17 protein-coding genes are annotated in these 20,372 nt (G+C 64.3%); 2 read left to right on the forward strand and 15 right to left on the reverse strand.

Features of this window, described 5'->3' with window-relative positions; translation table 11 throughout:
* Window positions 1-127 precede the first annotated feature (127 nt).
* From lpxC to murB, 5 genes are all read right to left on the reverse strand, one after another.
* Window positions 128-1,084 (reverse strand): UDP-3-O-acyl-N-acetylglucosamine deacetylase, encoded by a 957-nt coding sequence (lpxC, locus tag ACMDCR_RS20810; RefSeq protein ID WP_413988444.1) that lies wholly within the window; start codon window positions 1,082-1,084, stop codon window positions 128-130.
* 325 nt (window positions 1,085-1,409) lie between these two features.
* On the reverse strand, window positions 1,410-3,083 hold the full coding sequence (gene ftsZ / locus ACMDCR_RS20815) for a cell division protein FtsZ (RefSeq protein WP_413988445.1): 1,674 nt from the start codon (window positions 3,081-3,083) through the stop codon (window positions 1,410-1,412).
* 241 nt (window positions 3,084-3,324) lie between these two features.
* Window positions 3,325-4,650, reverse strand: coding sequence for a cell division protein FtsA (gene ftsA / locus ACMDCR_RS20820; RefSeq protein WP_413988446.1), 1,326 nt, complete (start codon window positions 4,648-4,650; stop codon window positions 3,325-3,327).
* Window positions 4,647-5,540 carry a cell division protein FtsQ/DivIB gene (locus tag ACMDCR_RS20825; RefSeq protein ID WP_413988447.1) on the reverse strand — a complete coding sequence of 298 codons (894 nt, stop codon included), beginning with the start codon at window positions 5,538-5,540 and terminating at the stop codon, window positions 4,647-4,649. The genes ftsA and ACMDCR_RS20825 overlap by 4 nt, the downstream gene beginning before the upstream one ends.
* Before the next feature lie 252 nt (window positions 5,541-5,792).
* Window positions 5,793-6,710 carry a UDP-N-acetylmuramate dehydrogenase gene (murB, locus tag ACMDCR_RS20830; RefSeq protein WP_413988448.1) on the reverse strand — a complete coding sequence of 306 codons (918 nt, stop codon included), beginning with the start codon at window positions 6,708-6,710 and terminating at the stop codon, window positions 5,793-5,795.
* Window positions 6,711-6,789: 79 nt separating this feature from the next.
* On the opposite strand from murB, the gene ACMDCR_RS20835 reads away from it, so the two are divergent.
* Window positions 6,790-7,365 carry a nucleotidyltransferase family protein gene (locus tag ACMDCR_RS20835; protein ID WP_413988449.1) on the forward strand — a complete coding sequence of 192 codons (576 nt, stop codon included), beginning with the start codon at window positions 6,790-6,792 and terminating at the stop codon, window positions 7,363-7,365.
* 2 nt (window positions 7,366-7,367) lie between these two features.
* Here the strand turns inward: ACMDCR_RS20835 and murC are convergent, their stop codons facing one another.
* The 4 genes from murC to ACMDCR_RS20855 all read right to left on the reverse strand — a co-directional run bounded on the left by murC (window position 7,368) and on the right by ACMDCR_RS20855 (window position 11,625).
* Window positions 7,368-8,771 (reverse strand): UDP-N-acetylmuramate--L-alanine ligase, encoded by a 1,404-nt coding sequence (gene murC, locus ACMDCR_RS20840; protein WP_413988450.1) that lies wholly within the window; start codon window positions 8,769-8,771, stop codon window positions 7,368-7,370.
* A gap of 143 nt (window positions 8,772-8,914) precedes the next feature.
* A complete protein-coding gene (murG, locus tag ACMDCR_RS20845) occupies window positions 8,915-10,009 on the reverse strand; it encodes an undecaprenyldiphospho-muramoylpentapeptide beta-N-acetylglucosaminyltransferase (protein WP_413993684.1) in 1,095 nt (364 codons plus the stop codon).
* On the reverse strand, window positions 10,003-11,175 hold the full coding sequence (locus tag ACMDCR_RS20850; RefSeq protein WP_413988451.1) for an FtsW/RodA/SpoVE family cell cycle protein: 1,173 nt from the start codon (window positions 11,173-11,175) through the stop codon (window positions 10,003-10,005). Before ACMDCR_RS20850 ends, murG begins: the two co-directional genes overlap by 7 nt.
* A gap of 264 nt (window positions 11,176-11,439) precedes the next feature.
* Window positions 11,440-11,625, reverse strand: coding sequence for a 4-oxalocrotonate tautomerase (locus ACMDCR_RS20855; RefSeq protein WP_413993685.1), 186 nt, complete (start codon window positions 11,623-11,625; stop codon window positions 11,440-11,442).
* Window positions 11,626-11,739: 114 nt separating this feature from the next.
* Between ACMDCR_RS20855 and ACMDCR_RS20860 the strand changes: the two genes are divergently transcribed.
* Window positions 11,740-12,624 (forward strand): LysR substrate-binding domain-containing protein, encoded by an 885-nt coding sequence (locus ACMDCR_RS20860; RefSeq protein WP_413988452.1) that lies wholly within the window; start codon window positions 11,740-11,742, stop codon window positions 12,622-12,624.
* 168 nt (window positions 12,625-12,792) lie between these two features.
* Here the strand turns inward: ACMDCR_RS20860 and murD are convergent, their stop codons facing one another.
* The 6 genes from murD to rsmH all read right to left on the reverse strand — a co-directional run bounded on the left by murD (window position 12,793) and on the right by rsmH (window position 20,301).
* Window positions 12,793-14,181: a UDP-N-acetylmuramoyl-L-alanine--D-glutamate ligase gene (gene murD, locus ACMDCR_RS20865; protein ID WP_413988453.1), complete on the reverse strand. Its 1,389-nt coding sequence runs from the start codon at window positions 14,179-14,181 to the stop codon at window positions 12,793-12,795.
* 2 nt (window positions 14,182-14,183) lie between these two features.
* Entirely contained in the window at window positions 14,184-15,305 is a 1,122-nt protein-coding gene (mraY, locus tag ACMDCR_RS20870; RefSeq protein ID WP_413988454.1) for a phospho-N-acetylmuramoyl-pentapeptide-transferase, read from the reverse strand.
* Window positions 15,306-15,480: 175 nt separating this feature from the next.
* Window positions 15,481-16,932, reverse strand: a complete 1,452-nt coding sequence (locus ACMDCR_RS20875; protein WP_413988455.1) for a UDP-N-acetylmuramoyl-L-alanyl-D-glutamate--2,6-diaminopimelate ligase — start codon at window positions 16,930-16,932, stop codon at window positions 15,481-15,483.
* A 140-nt stretch (window positions 16,933-17,072) separates the two neighbouring features.
* A complete protein-coding gene (locus ACMDCR_RS20880; RefSeq protein ID WP_413988456.1) occupies window positions 17,073-18,926 on the reverse strand; it encodes a peptidoglycan D,D-transpeptidase FtsI family protein in 1,854 nt (617 codons plus the stop codon).
* The gene (locus ACMDCR_RS20885; RefSeq protein ID WP_413988457.1) at window positions 18,923-19,279 is read right to left on the reverse strand and encodes a hypothetical protein; all 357 of its coding nucleotides are present in this window, start codon (window positions 19,277-19,279) and stop codon (window positions 18,923-18,925) included. Before ACMDCR_RS20885 ends, ACMDCR_RS20880 begins: the two co-directional genes overlap by 4 nt.
* Window positions 19,276-20,301, reverse strand: coding sequence for a 16S rRNA (cytosine(1402)-N(4))-methyltransferase RsmH (gene rsmH, locus ACMDCR_RS20890; RefSeq protein ID WP_413988458.1), 1,026 nt, complete (start codon window positions 20,299-20,301; stop codon window positions 19,276-19,278). Before rsmH ends, ACMDCR_RS20885 begins: the two co-directional genes overlap by 4 nt.
* Window positions 20,302-20,372: the final 71 nt, after the last annotated feature.

The following is a 20,372-nucleotide window of genomic DNA, read 5'->3' on the forward strand; positions in this document are numbered from 1 at the left end:
AAAGGCCCTTTACCCGGTCGCAATTCACGCGCCCTTCTAGCCGATTATAAGGCCAAGCGCCACCGCCTCGATCGATTTGTACAAAGCCTTGCTGCAATGTCGCCGAAGAAGGCAAATGCCTTCGCGTTCAATTGGTGTCGGGCGCGAAGGCGGCAGCTGCAAGCCCGCTGCTCAATTCGGCGTGGCCGCTCTCGCGGCGTACCGGTGCGTCGACCATGGTCCAGGCGCTGTCATCGGCGAAGAGCGCCTCGAGCATCATGAAGTTGACGCGATGACCGCCACAATAGGAGCGGTACAGACCGATCAGCGGCGCACCCGCGAGGGCGAGATCACCCACGGCATCGAGCATCTTGTGACGCACGAATTCGTCGCCATAGCGCAGACCTTCCGGATTGAGGATGCGATCCTCGCCCAGCGCCACCGAATTCTCCAGCGAGGAACCGAGCGCGAGGCCCCGCTCCCACAGTTGCTCGACATCCTTGACGAAGCCGAAAGTACGCGCACGCGACAGCTCGCGGCGGAACGAGTCCGGCGCGAGGTCTAGAATGCGGCGCTGGCGGCCGATCAGTGGCGTATCGAAATCGATCTCGACATCGAGACGGAAGCCGGCCGTGCTCTTGTCTGACGGCAGGAGCTCGGCCCAAGCGCGGCCCATTTCGACCCGCACAGGCTTGAGCACCTTGATCTGGCGACGGCGCGCCCGCAGCGTGGCGATGCCGACCTGTTCGATCGCGTCCACGAACACCGCCGAAGATCCGTCCATGATCGGAATCTCGGGACCGTCGACTTCGACCGTGACATTGTCGATGCCCAGACCACGCAGGGCAGCCATCAGATGCTCGACGGTGCCAACAGAACCGCGCACCGGATCACCAACGACCGTGCACAGGCGCGTATCGATGACATTGGGATAATGAGCCAGGATCTCCCGTTCGCGCCCGTTCTCAAGATGGGTGCGCAGGAAAACGATCCCACTATTGGCCTCGCCCGGATGCAAGGTGATGGAGACAGGCTTGCCAGAATGGACACCGATCCCTTCAAGGGATACCCGGTCATTCAAAGTCGTCTGGAAACCAGATTTCATGTTCGTATTCCACAAGCCATCCGCCAACTGGGCGAAACTCAACCAAAACCAGACTGGCCTGTTTTCTCTCTTGACCCCTGGTCCTTGTCGCCCACATCTGACGATGTGGACTCGGACCTTTCTTCAGAAATACGTAAAGCAGAACCCAAAGGTTTAGCCAAATCACGCTTTCTTACGGTCTGTAACACAGGCCTGCCTCATTCAGGCCGCTCAACCTAGTTTCCGAATCCTTAATCATTTCAAAAGACTACGGCCCGGGTGGCGAGCCCGGGCCGTCGATGTTCAGTTGTATGGTTACAAATTCCTCACAAGCTGGAATTTGGCCTCAATTGGAGTGGCGGCGCAGAAAGGCCGGAATCTCGAGCTGCTCGTCCTCGATCGAGCGAACCTGAGGAGCCGTGCGCGGGGCCGGCGGACGGCGCTGGGCCTCGGGCGGACGCGGCGGGGCCGGACGGGGCTCGGGCTGGCGCGCCACCGGCGCGGGGGCCGCTTCCATCTCCTCCGTCTCCGGACGGCCAAGGCCAACCGCGGCAAGGCGCTGCAGCAGCGTCATGCGCTTCTTGTCGGCACTTGGGCCCTGATGGGCTTCGGGAGCGCGCTGGGCGGCGATCTGGGCCTGGACGGGCATCGGCAGGTCCTGAATGCTCGGCATGCGAGGTGGACGCACCACGGCCTTTTCGGGCGCGGGCGGCACGAAATGGTCGGGCTCGGCATAATGCTCGGCCACGCGCGGGGCTTCCTCGACCACCGGCTCACGGAAAAGCGTGGGCTTCGGGGCCAAAGGGCGCAGCGTCACGTCGTTGGCGACGGCCATCGGCGCGGGCTCGACCGGAGCCGGCACGACGACAGGCTGGGCGATCTCGGGCTGTACGGCGGCCGTCTCGACCATGATCGGCGCGGAAGCCGGAGCGACTGGGCGGGGTGCGGCGACGCGGGCAGCCTGAGCGGCCTGGGCCGCAGCCTGCTCGCGCACGCGGGCGGTCATTTCGGCGAGGCGTAAATCGTCCTTGGAGGGAGCGGCCTGCGGCGAGAGGGCCGAGTCGATGCCGGTGGCGACCACCGACACACGCATCGTGCCTTCCAACGACGGATCCTGGGTGGCGCCGAGAATGATGTTGGCTTCCGGATCGACTTCCTCGCGGATGCGGGTAGCGGCTTCGTCGAGCTCGTAGAGCATCATGTCGGGGCCGCCGGTGATGGAGATGAGGAGGCCGCGGGCACCCTTCATCGAGACATCGTCGAGCAGCGGGTTGGCGATGGCGGCTTCCGCAGCCAGAATGGCGCGGCGCTCGCCGGAGGCTTCGCCGGTGCCCATCATCGCCTTGCCCATCTCGCGCATCACGGCGCGGACGTCGGCGAAGTCGAGATTGATCAAGCCGGGCTTGACCATCAGGTCGGTGATCGAGGCAACGCCCGAATAGAGCACCTGGTCGGCCATCGCGAAGGCGTCGGCGAAGGTGGTCTTGTCATTGGCGACCCGGAACAGGTTCTGGTTCGGAATGACGATCAGGGTGTCGACGCTCTTCTGCAGCTCGGCAATGCCGGACTCGGCCAGGCGCATGCGGCGCAGGCCCTCGAAGTGGAAGGGCTTGGTCACCACGCCGACGGTAAGGATGCCGACCTCGCGTGCCACGCGGGCGATCACTGGGGCAGCTCCGGTGCCGGTGCCGCCGCCCATGCCGGCGGTGACGAAGACCATGTGAACGCCATTCAGATGATCGCGGATCTCGTCGATCACCTCCTCCGCGGCGGCGCGGCCGACTTCCGGCTGCGACCCGGCGCCGAGGCCCTCGGTGACCTGGATGCCCATTTGCACGATGCGGTCAGCCTTGGAGAGAGTCAGCGCCTGGGCGTCGGTATTGGCGACGACGAAGTCGACGCCTTCGAGCCCAGCCTCGATCATGTTGTTGACAGCGTTGCCGCCAGCCCCACCAACGCCGAACACGGTGATACGCGGCTTCAGTTCCCGGATATCCGGCATTTTGAGGTTGATCGTCATGGTTCGCCTCTTTTGCAAAGGCCGCGTCTCCGCGCCCCTTAATTGACGTTCTTCAAGGCCTTACGACCCCTTCCTGCCCTTTGAATCAGAAAGTTACTGATTTGCGAAGCAGGCTTTTGTGTATTCCGGGCGAAATCGACCGGTTTTTTTAAGTTCAAACGGCCTTGAAAAACCGCTCGACCTTAGTAGTTCAAGGTACCCATCCTGATTCGAAACTGAATTTCCGTTTTGAAATCAAGACTTAGAAACTGTGCTTCAACCACCGTCCGACCCGACCGAAATAACCGTCTGTTCCGGTGGCCTGAGCGCGCATGCGGACCTGGGGTTCGAAATGCTCAACTCCTGCGATCTGTGGGTAGACCAGTAGACCCGCTGCCGTAGCGAAAGGCGGTCCCTTCGCAGCTTCCGGCATGCCCGCGATACCGAGCGGGCGGCCGATGCGGACCTGCCGGTCCAGTATCTTGCGAGCAAGCTCGACCGTTCCGGTAAGCTGGCAGGCGCCGCCCGTCAGCACGACGCGGCGGCCAGCCTCGGCCCAGGCGCCGGAATTGCGCAGGCGATCACGCACCATTTCGAGGATCTCCTCGATACGTGGGCGGATGATGCGCACAAGGCGCGAGCGCGGCACGTGATGAATGCCATCGCCGTGATCGTCCCCCACCGGCGGCACCGCGATCGTCTCGCGGTCGTCGGACGGGCTGGCGATGGTGGCGCCGTAGAGAACCTTCAGGCGCTCGGCCTCGGAGAGCTTGGTCGACAGGCCGCGCGCCACGTCGGTGGTGACATGCGCGCCGCCGACCGCCAGGCCGTCCGCATGCACGAAAGCGCGATTGGCGAACACGGCCACCGAGGTGGTACCGGCCCCCATGTCGATCAGGGTGACACCCATCTCTGTCTCGTCGTCGACCAGGGCCGAAAGGCCGGCGGCATAGGGCGTCGCCACCATGGCCTCGACATGGAGATGGCAGCGCTCGATGGCGAGCATCAGGTTCTTGGCGGGCGAGGCCTCCGCCGTGACCACATGCATGTCGACGCCGAGCTGGCGGCCGAGCATGCCGCGCGGATCGCGGATACCGCCGACACCGTCCAGCATGTGGCCGATCGGCAGGGAGTGCAGCACGGCGCGGCTGTCGCGCACCGAATGATTGGCGCCGGCATCGAGCACGCGATGGATGTCGTGGTCGCAGACCTGGTGGCCGCTGAGTTGGACGGACGCTGAGTAATGTTCGCTGTTGATGCGGCCGCAGGAGACATTGACGATCACCGACTCCACGCGCACCCCGGCCATGCGCTCGGCGGCGTCGACCGCATGGCGGATGGCCTGCTCGGCGGCTTCCATGTCGACGACGGCGCCCGACTTCATGCCGCGCGAGCGCTGATGGCCGATGCCCAGGATCTGGGCCTGGTGGCTGCGCCCGGGAAGCAGATCCGCGCCCTCCAGCGGGCGCAAGCGGGCGATCAGGCAAACGATCTTGTTGGTTCCGACGTCAAGCACCGACATCACGCTGGTCCTGCGCGGCGCTAGCGGCTTCAGCTTGGGGGTCAGGCCGTTCTCGAAGGGGCTCATACCTTGTCCCCCTTCTTCTTCTTGGCAATGGCATCGCCCCGGGCCGCCGCGGCCTGTTCACTCAAACGGAAAGTAGCGCGATCGGGCATACGCATATCGACTGCCAAAATATCTTTTTCCAAAACCTTGGCGTTCCGCTCGAGGGCCGCCAAATTCTTCAGGGCCTGCCTGGGGTTTTCCTCCGGCAGCTTGACCACCACGCTGTTGTCGAGCGTAAGGTTCCAGCGGCGCTGGGAGACCAGCGTGACGCCCTTCACCCGCCCGTTGAATTCGGGCGTATCGGCCAGGGCGGCGATGATCTCATGGGCGCGCTTGTCGGCCCCCTCGCCCACGACCAGCGGCAGGTCGGCGAAACGCTGGTCAACGGCATTGTCGATCACCGTGCCGTCCTCTGCGATCACCATCACCGAGCCGTCGCGCTGCCAGAGGGCATAGGGTTTTCGTTCCTCGATGGTCACCGAGAGCGTGGAAGGAAAGAGCTTGCGGACTTGGGCGGACTGAACAAGCGCCAGCTTCTCCAACCCCTGGCGCGCCGCCTCGGCATCCAGGAACAGCAGGGAGGAAGTATTGGTGACGCCGGCCGCCGCAAAGATCTGCTGGTCGGTCAATTCGCGCTGGCCTGTCACGGCGACGGTCTCGACGCGGAAGCCGAAGGCATTGGCGGCCATGTCGAGCGGAGTGCCGTACTGGCCCTGCAGCTGCGGCCAGACCGGGCCGGTTTCGGCGCCATAGACGATGGTACTGGCGAGAAAGGCAAGCGCCAACGTCAGCCCGAGGCCGCGCGGCGGGTTGGAAGCGAAGCGCTGCAGGCGCGTCGAGCGCAGATCCACCCACGTGCGTGTCGTGAATCCGGCTTGGCGCAGATCGGGCAGATTGAACAAACGCAGCATATGCTCGAAGCCAACGCTCTCTTGAGGAACCACCCGTGCAGGATGATCTTTTTGAAGGGCGGTTTCAGGAGCCCGTTCATCCTCCTCAAGCGGAAAATGCCACACGCCCCATTAAGGTTAGCTTTCGGACAAATCGGTAAACAATCGGTTACCGGCGCTTAAGGATTGCCTCTTTAAGGGCTGCAGCCGTTTAGAAAATTATACGCGGGACGCTGCGATATGCCGCTGCGGCAGGCAACTCCGGCAAGCCGCTCAGGCAGGCGTGCCGACGCGCTTGATCTCCCATTCGAGCTCAATGCCCGATTGGTTCCTGACACGTTCGCGAACTGTCTCACCCAGAGTCTCAATATCGGCGGCCGAGGCATTGCCGAGATTGACGAGGAAGTTCGTATGCATCGGCGAAACCTGGGCGCCGCCGATGATCAGCCCGCGGCAGCCGGCCTCGTCCACCAGCTTCCAGGCCGAATGGCCCGGCGGATTCTTGAAGGTGGAGCCGCCCGTGCGGGTATTGACCGGCTGGGTCGAGGAGCGGGATTCGGTGATGCGCTGCATCTCGGCGAGGATCTCCTCGCGATCGCCCGGCACGCCCCGGAATACCGCTTCGGTAAAGACCACGTCCGAGGGAACAGCGCATCTGCGGTAGCTGAAGCCCATCGCCTCAACATCGTAGGTGACGCGCGAACCATCGCGCGCAACCGCCCGCGCCGACACGAAAACATCCTTGGTCTCACCGCCATAGGCGCCGCCATTCATGCGCAGCGCCCCGCCGATCGCACCAGGAATGCCACGCAGGAACGAGAGTCCCTTGATGCCTGCCTCGGCCGCCGCGCGCGCCACCTTCACATCCGGTGCCCCGGCCCCGGCCTTGACGGCGAGGCCATCGACCTCGATGCCGCCGAAGCCCTTGCCGAGCCGAATGACGACGCCTTCGAGCCCGCCGTCACGCACCAGGAGGTTGGAGCCGAGCCCCACTACCATCCAGGGCACATCCGCCGGCAAGGCAGCCATGAACAGTGCGAGATCATCCTCGTCCACCGGCGTGAACAGCACCTGTGCCAGGCCGCCTGTGCGGAACCAGGACAGCGGCGCCATCGACGCATTGGCTTCAAGCGCGCCGCGCAGGCCGGGCATCACGCGATGCAGGGAGGGAATGATGTCGGGAAAGGTCATCGAGGCGATCGGCAATTGGGAACGCGCGCCTTATTGCCTACATTCGAGGAAAAGCCCAGCGATTCTACCTTGGAGAGCCATGAGCAAGCCTCAGACTAATGAAGCGCGCCTGCGCGCCATCCTCCACGCGGATGAGGACCTCATGGCCTTCCTGCGCATCGCCCGCTCGCTCGGCCTGCCCCAATGGAGATTGGTGGCCGGCAGCATCTACCAGACGGTATGGAACCATCTCACTGGCCAGCCGAGGGGCACGGGCATCAAGGATTACGACCTCATCTATTTCGACGATGCCGACCTGAGCTGGGAGGCCGAGGATGCGATCATCAGGCAGTCCGAGGCAGCCTTCGCCGGCCGCTGGCCGGTGGAAGTCCGCAACCAAGCTCGTGTGCATCTGTGGTTCGAACAGCGCTTCGGCACGCCCTACCCGCAACTCAGATCGGCGGACGAAGCTTTCCTCCATTATGCGGCAATCGTCCACGCCGTGGGCGTGCGGCTGGAAGCCGACGACTGTCTCGACATCGCCGCGCCTTTCGGGCTCGAGGATATGTTCGGCATGATCGTTCGCCCCAACCCCCATCGCGAGCACGACAAGGGGTTGGCTGCCAAGGCGGAAAAGGCAAAGGCGATCTGGCCAAAGCTCACGGTGATCCCATGAGATCACCCCAGCGCCGCCAGTTCGCCCGGCAGCGCATAGGCCCACTGGGTAATGTTTCCCGCGCCGAGGCAGATGACGTAATCGCCGGGCTTGGCCACGGAGGCGACGATGCCGGCGAGCGAGGCGGGACGATCGAGGGCCACGACATGGCGATGGCCGCGGGCGCGGATGCCGGCGACGAGGCCATCCTTGTCGGCGCCTGGGATTGGGCTCTCGCCGGCCGCATAGACATCGGCGACGATCACCATGTCGGCGTCGTTGAAGCAGGCGGAGAATTCGTTGAAGAGGCTGGCGAGGCGGGTGTAGCGGTGCGGCTGCACCACGGCGATCACCTGACCACTGGTCGAAGCGCGTGCGGCCTTGAGCACGGCGGCGATCTCCACCGGGTGGTGGCCATAATCGTCGAAGACGGTGACGCCGTTCCACTCGCCGGTACGGGTGAAGCGCCGCTTGACGCCACCGAAGCTTTCCAGGCCCTTGCGGATACTCTCGGCATCCATGCCGAGATTATGGGCGACAGCAATGGCGGCGGTGGCGTTGAGGGCGTTATGGCCGCCAGGCATGGGAAGGCCGAGATCGGGGAGTTCGACGCTCGCACCCGACTTGCGGTCACGGATGACCACCCGGAAGCGCGAACGCCCGCCCGAAAGATCGAGATCGACAAGCCTCACATCGGCCTGCGGGTTCTCGCCATAGGTGACGACACGGCGGTCCTCGATGGTGCCGACCAGTTCCTGCACCACTGGATGGTCGAGGCACATCACGGCAAAGCCATAGAAGGGAATGTTTTCCACGAAGGCGCGGAAAGCATCCTTGATGGCGTCGAAGGTCTTGAAGTGGTCAAGATGCTCGGGGTCGATATTGGTGACGATGGCGACATCCGTCGGGAGTTTCAGGAAGGTGCCGTCGCTTTCATCCGCCTCCACCACCATCCAGTCGCTCGAGCCGAGGCGCGCGTTGGTGCCATAGGCGTTGATGATGCCGCCATTGATCACGGTGGGGTCGAAATCGCCCGCATCGAGAAGAGTGGCCACCAATGAGGTCGTCGTGGTCTTGCCGTGGGTGCCGGCGATGGAGACACAAGTCTTCAGCCGCATCAGTTCGGCCAGCATCTCGGCGCGGCGGACTACCGGCAGGCGGCGCTCGCGAGCGGCGGCGAGTTCAGGATTGTCGCGCTTGATGGCGGTGGAGACGACAACCACCTCGGCATCGCCGAGGTTCTCGGCGGCATGGCCGATGAAGGTCTTGACGCCCTTATCCTTGAGACGCTTGACGTTGTAGTTGTCCGCCGCGTCCGAGCCCTGCACCGTGTACCCGAGATTGACCAGCACCTCCGCGATACCGGACATGCCGATGCCCCCGATGCCGACGAAGTGGATGGGGCCGATCTCGCGGGGCAGCTTCATGGACTCTCTCGGAAAGGTGGAATTTCGGTTCGTATAGGGGCGCGAGCGGCGGGAGGCAACAATTGGGGCGGGTCTTTGGACCCGGCTCTTCGTCGCGAGCGGCTTCAGCCAGAAGCCGGGTCTGAAGACCCGGCCCCCGAAGCTTACATCGCCGCCAGCTTTACCACCCAGTCCGCGAGGCGGTCCGTTGCGTCGGGAATACCGGCCTGCCGGGCATTTCCCGCCATATGCTCCAGGCCGACGGGATCCGCGAATAGCGCGGTAAGATCGCTTGCCAGCGTCTCGGGTGTGAAGTCCGACTGCATCACCATCCTCGCCCCGTCGACGGCCGCCAGCGTCCGGGCATTGGCGGCCTGGTCCTGATCGAGGGCTCCGGGCAGCGGCACCAGGATCGACGGACGCCCGATCACGGAGAGCTCGGCGACGGTGGAGGCCCCGCTGCGACTGACCACGAGATGGGCCTCGGCGATGCGGGCCGGCAGGTCGCGGAAGAACTCCTCGATCTCGGCGCTGACGCCCAGCCCGGCATAGGTCTCTCGCACCGCGGCCAGATCCTCCTTGCGGGCCTGCTGGACGATGTGCAACCGGCGTCTCAGTCCCTCGTCGAGGCGGGCGATGGCGGGCGGCACGATCCTCGACATCACCGCCGCCCCCTGGCTACCGCCGAAGACGAGCAGGGTGATGCGATCGCCCGTCGCGGGATAGGGCTTCGATGCTGCCTCGATCACGGCCGGGCGCACGGGATTGCCCGTATGAATAAGCTTCGACTTCTGGACATTGTCCATCATCGAGACTTCGGCAAATCCAGTGGCGATGCGTGTCACCTTGGGCGCCAGCATGCGGTTGGCCCGGCCCATCACCGCGTTGGCCTCATGGATCATGGTGGGGATCTTGCGCCAGGTCGCGGCTGTCAGGGGCGGCACGGTGGGATAGCCGCCAAAGCCGATCACCACTGCCGGTTTCACCCGGCCCAGCATGCGCCAGGCGGCGAGGGTGCCGCTGCCGAGGCGCCAGAGCGTGTTCGCCATCGCTACGGGCGAGCGTGAGCGCACGGTCTCCGAGGGAATGACGTGGATGTGCTGCCAGGCGAAGGTGCTCGTGTAGCGCTCCACCCTCTCGTCGGTAGCGAGCTGGACGCTGAAGCCGAGTGGCACCAGGGCACTGGCAAGGGCCTCGGCCGGGAAGAGGTGGCCGCCGGTACCCCCGGCACAGAGCAGAATGGTCTTACCGCTCACGATGCCAGCCCCACGCCGGCCTCGGAGGGGCCACGATGGCGGTCACGGAAGGTGAACGCGCTTTCCAGCATGTCGGTGCGCGGACGGCGGCGGGTAAGCGCGAGCACCATGCCCATGCCATAAGCCACCGAGATTAGCGAGGAGCCGCCATAGGAGATGAAGGGCAGCGTCATGCCCTTGGCCGGCATCATGTGGAGATTGACCATCAAGTTGATCGAGGACTGCAGGCCGAACAGCAAGGTGAGGCCGGCGGTGGCGAAGCGGCAGAACGGATCTTCCAGCCTGAAGGCGTGCCAGAAGCCGCGCAGCACGATCAGCGCGAACATGGCCACCAGGACCATGACGAAGAGCAGGCCGAACTCCTCGCCCGTCACCGCCATGATAAAGTCGGTATGACAGTCCGGCAGGATCAGTTTGTAGGTGCCCTCGCCCGGGCCCTTGCCGAACCAGCCGCCGGAGAGAAAGGCGTCGCGTGCCACGTCCACCTGGAAGGTGTCGGTGCCCTCGGGCTTCAGGAAGCGGTCGATGCGCGAGGTGACGTGTGGAATGAAGTGATAGGCCGCCACGATGCCGACGGTGCCGATGCCGCCGAGCCCGACCATCCACAACCAGTGCAGGCCGGCCATGAAGAACAACGCCCCCCAGACGATGGAGATCAGCATGGTCTGGCCGAAGTCGGGCTGCATGATCAGCAGGCCCGCCGAACAGGCGAGCAGCAGGATGGCGAGGATGTTGCCGGGCACGTCAGTCCGTTTGACGTTTTCGGAAAACAGCCAGGCCGCCAGCACCACGAATGCGGGCTTGAGGAATTCGGAGGGCTGGATGCCGGCGATCCAGCGCTTGGAGCCTTTGACCTCTGCGCCGAACAGCAGTGTCGCCACCACCAGCATGATCGAGACGATGAAGACCGCAAGCGCGAGCCGCCTTAGGGCCTGGGGCGAGAGAAAGGACACGCCCACCATCACCATCAGTGCCGGTGGGATCAGGATTGCCTGGCGGTTGACGAAATGGAACATGTCGTTGATGCCGATGCGTTCGGCGACCGCAGGGCTCGCAGCCAGCAGCAGCACGATGCCGATCAGCATCAAAGCAAGGATGGTCATCAGCATCAGTCGATCGACGGTCCACCACCAGGAATTGAAGGCTGATCGTTCGGTACGCGAGGCCATGAAAGGGAGGTCCGTCAACTGAGGCAGATACGCCCTAGCAGTGCTCCCGACACGGTTTAGGAAGGGTTAAGTGGAACCCCCTTGTGGCTCTTTCTCCCGGCCCCCGATACGGAACCCGATGACGAAGGGCATCGGGCGTGGTCCCCGGCAGCGGAATACCTGATCCCGCAGGGTGGCGCGCGGACTTCCACGAAGCGTTGGAGCGCCGGCGCGATCATCACACCGGCACTCCAAAGACGACACGATGATCCGGGAGCTTTGCCCTCAGCTGTCCGACTTGAGCTTCCCGGCTACTGCCCACGCGTCCTTGGGAATCTCGCTAATAATGATCTCGACGGATTCCGGAGGGCACACCAGGGTTTCAACGACGGCTCTCGTCGCCTCGCGGACAAAATTGCGCTTTTGCTCTTGTGTCCGTCCGGGATGCATTTCCAGGTGTAAGACAGGCATGATCACTTCCTTCTGAAAAAGGCCTGATTGAAGGCCCACGGGAATGTCCTGCAAACCAAATTGGCGATAAACACGCATCTGGGTATTTCATTCTGAACCATATGGGTTGCAATAATGGACAGGCTGGCCGGCATGGCGATGTTCGTCACGGTTGTGGAACGTGGCAGTTTCGCCGCAGCCGCGGAGGCCAGCCGCGTTTCCGCGACCATGGTCGCCAAACACATACGCTCCATCGAACGACGCCTGGGTGCTCGACTGCTCCACCGCACCACCCGTCGCCACCAACTCACGGAAGTCGGACGCCTCTATTACGAACGATGCAAGAATGTGCTGGCCGAAGTGGCCATGGCCGAAGCAAGCGCCTCGGAATTGCAGGCCAGCCCTCGCGGGCGCCTGCGCCTTGCCGCGCCGGTGAGCTTCGGCAGCGAAAGCCTTGTTCCGGCCTTGGTGGACTATCTGCAACGCAACCCTGAGGTCAGTGTCGATCTCGTGCTTGACAACCGCACGCCCGATCTGATCGGCGAGGGTTGTGAGCTCGGCATTCAAATCGGCGAATTGAAGGATGTGAACCTGGTCGCGCGGCCGTTGAAACCCTATCGGCGCATTCTGGCCGCCGCGCCTTCCTATCTGACCCGCTGCGGCCGGCCGGAACATCCCCTGGACTTGAGCGGTCATGAATGCCTCGGCCACGCCTATTGGCGCACGCAAGGCGTCTGGCACCTCGTCGGTCCGGAAAACGAAACATGCGCGGTGGCCGTGAGCAGCCGCTTCACCACGAACCAGGGATCGGCGCTGCGTGTTGCCGCGCTCCATGGCGCGGGCGTCGTACTTCAACCGGAACTGTTGCTTCTCAACGATCTCGAAGCGGGTCGACTCGAACCGGTTCTGCCGCAATGGTCTTACATGCAGACGCCCATGCACTTGGTCTACGCGCCGGACCGCCGGCCGACGGCCATGCTGCGCAGCGCCATCGACTTTCTGGTAGCCCGTTTCGGCTAGACTCCTACTGTTGGCGCAACGCCTACCGCCGATCGCGTGAAGCCGATTGCGAACCCCACCGCACACTCAGTTCGCATCCACGAGGGCTTCCTGTGCGCCGACGCCCGCAACCGCACCGGCGATGTAGCCACCCCGCTACTCTTCGACGCGCAGCCTCGGCAGCCGCAGTCAGACCTTCCCAATACCCGGCAGGGCCAGCACGGCAGCGCTGAAGGCCTTGCCCCGTTCCTCGAAATTACGGAACTGGTCGAGGGAAGCACAGGCCGGCGAGAGCAGCACCACCGGTTCGGCAAGACCGGAGGCGGCGGCATCGGCGGCGGCGAGCGGGACGGCCTTATCGATGGTCTCCGCGAGCACAAACGGGACATGCCCATCCAGCGTCTCCGCGAATTCCTCCGCCGCCTCCCCGATCAGATAGGCTTTGCGGATCTTCGGGAAATACTCGGCCAGCGAGACGATGCCCCCGGTCTTCGGCTTGCCGCCGGCGATCCAGTACATGGTCTCGAAGGAGGAGAGCGCCTTCGCGGCAGCATCGGCATTGGTGGCCTTGGAGTCGTTGACGAACAGCACCGGCCCGAGCCGGCCCACCTGCTCCATGCGGTGGGCAAGACCGGGGAAGCTGCGCATTCCGGCCTGGATCTGGTCGAGGCTGAGGCCTTGGGCGTACGCGGCCGCGAACGCCGCGCAGGCGTTCTGCGCGTTGTGCGCGCCACGGAGGGAGCCGATGCCGGCCAGGGAGGCAACCTCGACGGCCGGGCCAGCCTGCGCGGAATAAAGTGTCTCGCCAATGGCATAGACACCATCGACCAGGACCTTCTCCACTGAGATGCGGACAGGCTTGCCGCCCATGCGTTCGATGTCGTCGGCGATGGCGGCGCACCAGGGATCATCGACGCCGACGACAACCGTCTTGGCCCCCCGGACCAGGCGCGCCTTCACCTCGGCGTAATGCTCCAGCGTGCCATGGCGGTCGAGGTGGTCCTCGGTGACGTTGAGCAGGATGCCGACGGAAGGATCGAGGCTCGGCGCGAGATCGATCTGGTAGGACGAGCACTCGATGACATTCACGCGATCCGGCGCCGGCGGCTCGAGCGACAGGATCGCCGTGCCGATGTTGCCTCCGAGCTGGGTGTCGTGGCCCGCAGCCGTGAAGAGATGGGCAATCAGCGCCGTCGTGGTCGATTTGCCATTGGTGCCGGTAATGGCGACGAAGGGCGAGCCCGGCGCCTGCAGGCGACGTTGGCGCACGAAAAGCTCGATATCGCCGATCACTTCGACGCCGTGGCTGGCAGCGAGCTTTACCGTCCAGTGCGGCTCCGGATGGGTGAGCGGCACGCCGGGAGAAAGGACTAGAGCTGCGACGGAGGTCCAATCGATCTCGGCGAGATTTCTAACCGACAACCCCTTGCCGGCCGCCGCGTTGCGCCCGGCTTCGCCATCGTCCCAGACAACCGGCCGCGCGCCACCCGCGGCCAAAGCCAATGCCGTGGCGAGCCCTGAGCCGCCAAGGCCGAACACGGCAACCATACGGTCGCCGAAACAGGTCACCGGGGTCATGCCTACCTCAGCTTCAGCGTGCCGAGGCCGAGCAGCGCGAGCACGATGGCGATGATCCAGAAGCGAATGACGACCTGCGGCTCGCTCCACCCCAATTGCTCGAAATGGTGGTGGATCGGCGCCATCTTGAAGACGCGCTTGCCAGTATAGCGGAAAGAGATCACCTGGATGATCACCGAGAGCGTCTCGGCCACGAACAGGCCTCCGACGATCAGCAGCACGATCTCATGCTTCGTCGCAACCGCGATCGAGCCCAGCATGCCGCCAAGAGCGAGCGAGCCCGTGTCGCCCATGAAGATCTGGGCGGGCGGGGCATTGAACCACAGGAAGCCGAGGCCCGATCCGATCATGGCGCCGCAGATCACCGCCAACTCGCCGGTGCCGGGCACGAAATGGATCTGCAGGTAGCTGGAGAACACCGCGTTGCCGGCGAGATAGGCGATGAAGCCGAAGCTGCCCGCCGCCACCATCACCGGCACGATGGCAAGGCCGTCGAGACCATCGGTGAGATTAACCGCATTGCCGAAGCCCACGATGATGAAAGCACCAAAGACAACAAAGAAGTAGGAGAGGTTGACAAGAAGTTCCTTGAGGAAGGGAAACGCCAGCGAGGTCGCCTGGGGGATCGCCTCGCCGCCGCCCCACAGGAAGCCGAAAAAGCGTGCTCCGCCCACTTCCGCCATGACGATCACCGCGATCGCCGCTATGGCGAACTCGAACGAGAGTCGCGATCGGCCCGAGAAGCCCTTGTGGCTCTGCTTGGTCACCTTCAGATAGTCGTCATAGAAGCCGATGGCCCCGAAGCCGAGTGTGACGAGCAGCACCATCCAGACATAGGGATTGGCGAGGTTGCCCCAGAGCAGCACCGAGACCGTCAGGCCGGACAGGATCATCAGCCCGCCCATGGTCGGCGTGCCGCGCTTGGAGAGATGCGACTGCGGGCCGTCGACACGGATCGGCTGGCCCTTGCCCTGCTTCAGGCGCAGCCAGGAGATCGTCCAGGGTCCGAAGAAGAAGACGAAGAGCAATGCCGTCGCAATCGCCCCGCCGGTGCGGAAGGTTATGTAGCGAAAAACGTTGAGGACCTCGAAATGTTCGCTGAAGCGGCTCAGCAGATAGAACATGGAAACCCTCTCAAACCTTCGGCCACGCCTGGCCGAATCAGGCCGCTCGCAGGAGCGACGTTACACCAAGCCGCACCTTTGGGGGGCGGGTCTTCAGACCCGGCCGAGCTTATCCAGAGGCGGGACATTCCAAGGAGGCCGGGTCTGAAGACCAGCCCCCCAATACAGGTCGGCTTCACGCCGTGCGGCGCGCGATGGCCTCGCGCGCCACCTCGTGATCGGAAAAAGGCAGGACGGTCTTGCCGACGATCTGGCCGGGCTCATGGCCCTTTCCGGCAATAAGCAAGACATCGCCGTGACCGAGTTCGGCGACTGCGGTCTCGATGGCGAGGCGGCGGTCGCCGATCTCGATGGCGCCGGGTGCGGCGGCGAGCACGGCAGCGCGGATTGTGGCAGGATCCTCGCTGCGCGGATTGTCGTCGGTGACGATGACCTTGTCGGCGAGGCGGGTTGCGATCTCGCCCATCATCGGGCGCTTACCGGGATCCCGGTCGCCGCCGCATCCGAAGATCACCACGAGTTCGCGCTTAGCGAAGGGCTTCAGGGCTTCCAGTGCCTTTTCGAGCGCATCCGGCTTGTGGGCATAGTCGACCAGAACAGGCGCTCCTTCCACGGTGCCGACCAGGTCGAGCCGCCCCTTGGCACCATGCAGCTGTTCCAGCGCAGCGAAGACCGCGGCGGGATCCCCGCCCGTGGCGATGCACAGGCCTGCCGCCACCAGGGCGTTCTCGACCTGGAAACGGCCGGCGAGCGGCAAGTTCACGGCATAGGAGCGCCCGCGATGCTCCAGCGTCAGATGCTGGGTGAAACCATCGATCCGGTTGGACAGCAGCTTGATGCCGTCACCCGCCTCACCGACCGTGATGAGGACGAGCCCTCTCGCCTGCGCGGCTGCGATCACTGCCTGGGCTTCGGCATGGTCGGCCGAAACTACAGCGCCGGCGCCGCGCGGCAGTAACTCGCGGAAGAGACGGAGCTTGGCCTCCAGATACGCCTCGACCGTGGGGTGGTAGTCGAGATGGTCCCGCGACAGGTTGGTGAAGGCGCCGGCGGCCAGCCTGACACCGTCGAGCCGGTACTGGTCGAGCCCGTGCGAGGAGGCCTCCATGGCCAGATGCGTGATGCCCTTGCCGGCAAGTTCGTCGATCAGGCGGTGCAGTTCGACCGGATCGGGCGTGGTCAGAGAGCCATAGGTCTCGCCCCACGGCGTCACCATGCCGATCGTGCCGATATAGGCGGCCTGATGGCCGAGACGTTCCCAGATCTGGCGCACGAAGGCGGCGACCGAAGTCTTGCCGCTGGTGCCCGTCACAGCGGTGATGGTAGCGGGCTGGCGGTCATAGAAGGCCGCCGCGATCTCGCTGAGGGCCTTGCGGGCGTTCGCCACCCGGAGGCCGGCTACCTGCCCCCCTAGCTCGAGCCTCCGTTCTGCCGCCACCGCGACCGCGCCGGAGGCAAGGGCTTGCGGCACATAATCCAGCCCGTCGCTCTTGGTGCCGGGAATCGCCACGAAAACGAAGCCGGGTTTCACTTGGCGCGAATCCGCCGTGATGCCGGCGACGGCGATCCCGGCAAAGCCCGGATCGAGGGTGCCTTTTGGCGCGATGTCGGCAAGAGTCTTAGTCATGGGAGGTCTTGGTCATGAGGTGTTCGGTAAGCAAGATTCAGCGGGCGTCTTCTATAGACGGAAACCCGGCAATGGAACCTTTCCATGACCGGGCTGTGGCGCAGCGGCCATGACCACCACCTTCTTGCCGGCCACGCGCCTCAATGGGCGGTGAGCCAGGCCATGTTCAGGGCCTGGTCCTTCGGCGCGTAGAGCGGAGGTACGGAGTTTGGCACATCGTAGAAGCGCGGCTTCACACCGAGCAACGGGGCAACGCGCTCCAGGATCTTGCCGGTGGTGACGCCGCCGTTCCACGCCGCCGTCGTGTAGCCATAGCTTTCCGGCACGGGCTGGGGCTCGTCATAGATCACCAGCACCAGATATTTTGGCTTGTCGAACGGAAACACCGCCATGAACGTCGTGAAGTTGTGGAGCTTGTCCTTGGCATAGCGGCCACCGACGAGCTTTTCGGCGGTACCCGTCTTGCCGCCGACCTGCAGGCCGGGCCGGTCGGCGAATTTCGCCGAGCCCTTCGGATCGGTGGCGTTGAGGCGCAGCACATAGCGCATCACGTCCGAGGTATGCGGCTTGAGCACCTGGATCGAGGACGCCAAAGCGGCCTCCTCGTTGCGCACCAGGAAGGTAGGCTTGATGAGATGGCCGCCATTCATCATCGCGCCCACCGCCATCAGCGCCTGCAGCGGAGCGACGGCGATGCCGTGGCCGAAGGAGATCGTGGCCGTGCTCACCTCACTCCAGCGGCGCGGCACGAGGGGCATGGCATTTTCCGGCAGCTCCGTGACGAGGCGAGAGGTCTGCCCCATCATGGTGAGGAAGGCTTTCTGCGCATCTGTACCGAGCGACAGCGCGATCTTGGCGGCGCCGAGGTTGGACGAATGCACGAACACCTGCGGCAGGCTGAGCATCGAGTAGGTGGCGTGGTAGTCGGTGATGGTGAAGCGGCCGAAATGCAGCGGATGCACCGCATCCAGGATGGAGTTGGTGGTGAACTTGCCGGATTCGATGCCTTCGGCCAGGGTGAGAGCCTTGAAGGTCGAGCCCATCTCGTACGTGCCGACATTGATGCGGTTGATCTTGTTGGGATCAAGCGCGTCGGCCGGATTGTTCGGATCGAAATCAGGCAGCGACACCAGGGAGAGCATCTCGCCGGTGTTCACGTCCATGATGGCGCCGGCAGCCGCCTTGGCGCGGAAATGCGCCATGCCGTCCACCAGCTCGTCACGCATGATGGCCTGGGTACGCAGGTCGATGGAGAGTTGCACCGGCTTCAGGTCAGCCGAATTGGAAGCGTAGCCGAGCGCCTGCAAGTCGCTGAGGCCTCGCTTGGAATCGATATATTTCTCGATGCCGGCAATGCCCTGGTTGTCGATGTTCACGGCGCCCAGCACGTGGCTCAACGTGGCGCCGTTCGGATAAATCCGCTTGTTCTCCATGATGAAGCCGACGCCGGGCAGGCCAAGCTTGTAGATCGAGGCCTGCTGCTCCGGTGTGATCTCGCGCTTCAGCCAGATGAAGCCCTTGCCGGAAGCGAGCTTGGCGCGCAGCTCGCGGGCATCGAGATCCGGCAGCTGGGCGGTCAGAAGTTCGGTCGCCTCATCGACATCAATGATCTTCTTCGGCTCGGCATAGAGGGAGGGCACCTGCACGTCCGTGGCGAGGATGCGGCCATTGCGATCGAGGACGGCGGGGCGCGCTGCGGCGAGTTGGTCGGCGGCGGAACGGCGCGCATCGAATTGCTGGTCGGGCTCGGCACCGAACTGGGTCAGGCGGGCAAAGATCGCCACGTAGATGCAGGCAAAGCCGGCCACGAGCAGCATGATGCGGCTCGCGCTCTTCTGCAGCTTGGTCATGCGGCGGCGTGGTGGTGCGGCTCGCGCCGGCGCAGCAACCGGTTCGGGCATGACCTCATCCGGAGCAGGGACGGTGCCCATGATGTGATCTTCCACGAGAGTCTCGCCGCTCAAGGTCTCGCCGCCCGAAGTCCCTTGGCTCATTGCGTCGATCCTGTCACTTGCGGCTGCCCGGCGAGGCCCAAACCTTCGAGTTTCTCGGCGATCAAATCGCCCTGTTGCACCTTCGCCGGCAGGTCGGCGGGGGTGACGACCTGAGTAATCTTCATCGGCACGAGGTTGAGATGGCGCTTGGCCATCTCTCCCACCCGCTCCGGCTGGCTCATATAGGCCCATTCGGCCCGAAGCGCTTCGATCGAGCGGCGTTCGGCATCGATCGAGCGGCGGAGCTTGGCGACCTTCTCAGCCTGAAGGGTAGACTCATATTTAATCGAATAGACGCCTATCGCCGAAGCGACCAGCAGGCCGACCAGAATGAGATTGAGGATGCGCGTCACCGGCTCCTCCCGGATTGAAGTTTCATGTCAGGCAGTCCGAGAAAGCTGGTACCGGTGTCGCGGGCTGGCGCCTCGCTGCGAATGGCAAAGCGCAGCTTGGCGGAACGGGCGCGAGGATTGGCTTCCGCCTCGGCGGGGGAAGCGGCGATGGCGGCCCGATGGGTCTGGATGAAGGTTGCCGGCGGCACCGCGGTCACAGGCGCGTGGCGCGAGCCGCCCGCCTGGCTGCGTGTACGGTCGGCGAAGAAGATCTTGACGATGCGGTCTTCCAGCGAGTGGAAGGTAACGATGACAAGGCGCCCGCCGGCCTTCAGCGCGCGCTCGGCGGCAAGCAAGGCTTCGCCCAGTTCGTCGAGCTCACCATTGACGGCGATGCGCAGGGCCTGAAAGGCGCGTGTGGCCGGATGGATGTCGCCAGGCTTGGAGCGGATCACCCGCCCGCAAAGGTCCGCGAGCTGCATGGTGCGCGTGAAGGGTTCCCGAGCCCTGTCTGTGACGATGGCGCGGGCCAGCGCATTGGCACGGCGCTCCTCGCCGAGGACGAAGAAGATGCGCGCCAAGGTTTCTTCCGGCAAGGTCGCCACCAGGTCGGCGGCATCAGGTCCCTCGCCGGACATGCGCATGTCGAGAGGGCCGTCACGGCGAAAGGAAAAGCCGCGCTCGGCCTCGTCGAGCTGCATGGAGGAGACCCCAATGTCGAGCACTACGCCGTCCACCCCGCCCTCGCCCAGCATCGGCGCGAGCTCGTCGAGATTGGAAAAGCGGTCCTCGACCAGCGTGAGCCGTCCCTTCATGGCATCCACGAGCGGCATGCCATTGGCTATGGCGGTGCGATCGCGGTCGATCGCAAGCACGCGGACACCGGGCGCGGCATCGAGGATAGCCTTGCTGTAGCCGCCAGCGCCGTAGGTGCCGTCTATAAAGCGCTCGCCCGCGCGCGGCGCCAAGGCCTCCAGCACCTCGGCGAGCATCACCGGCACATGCCGCGCAGCATCGTTGGAGGGCATGGAAGGTGCGGACATCGTACTCTCGGACAGCAGGATTGCGGACGAACTTGCCCGCAAATCGAGCGAATTTCTCCGATCCCATTAAC

Source organism: Labrys okinawensis, assembly GCF_047345005.1.
Lineage (GTDB): Bacteria > Pseudomonadota > Alphaproteobacteria > Rhizobiales > Labraceae > Labrys > Labrys okinawensis.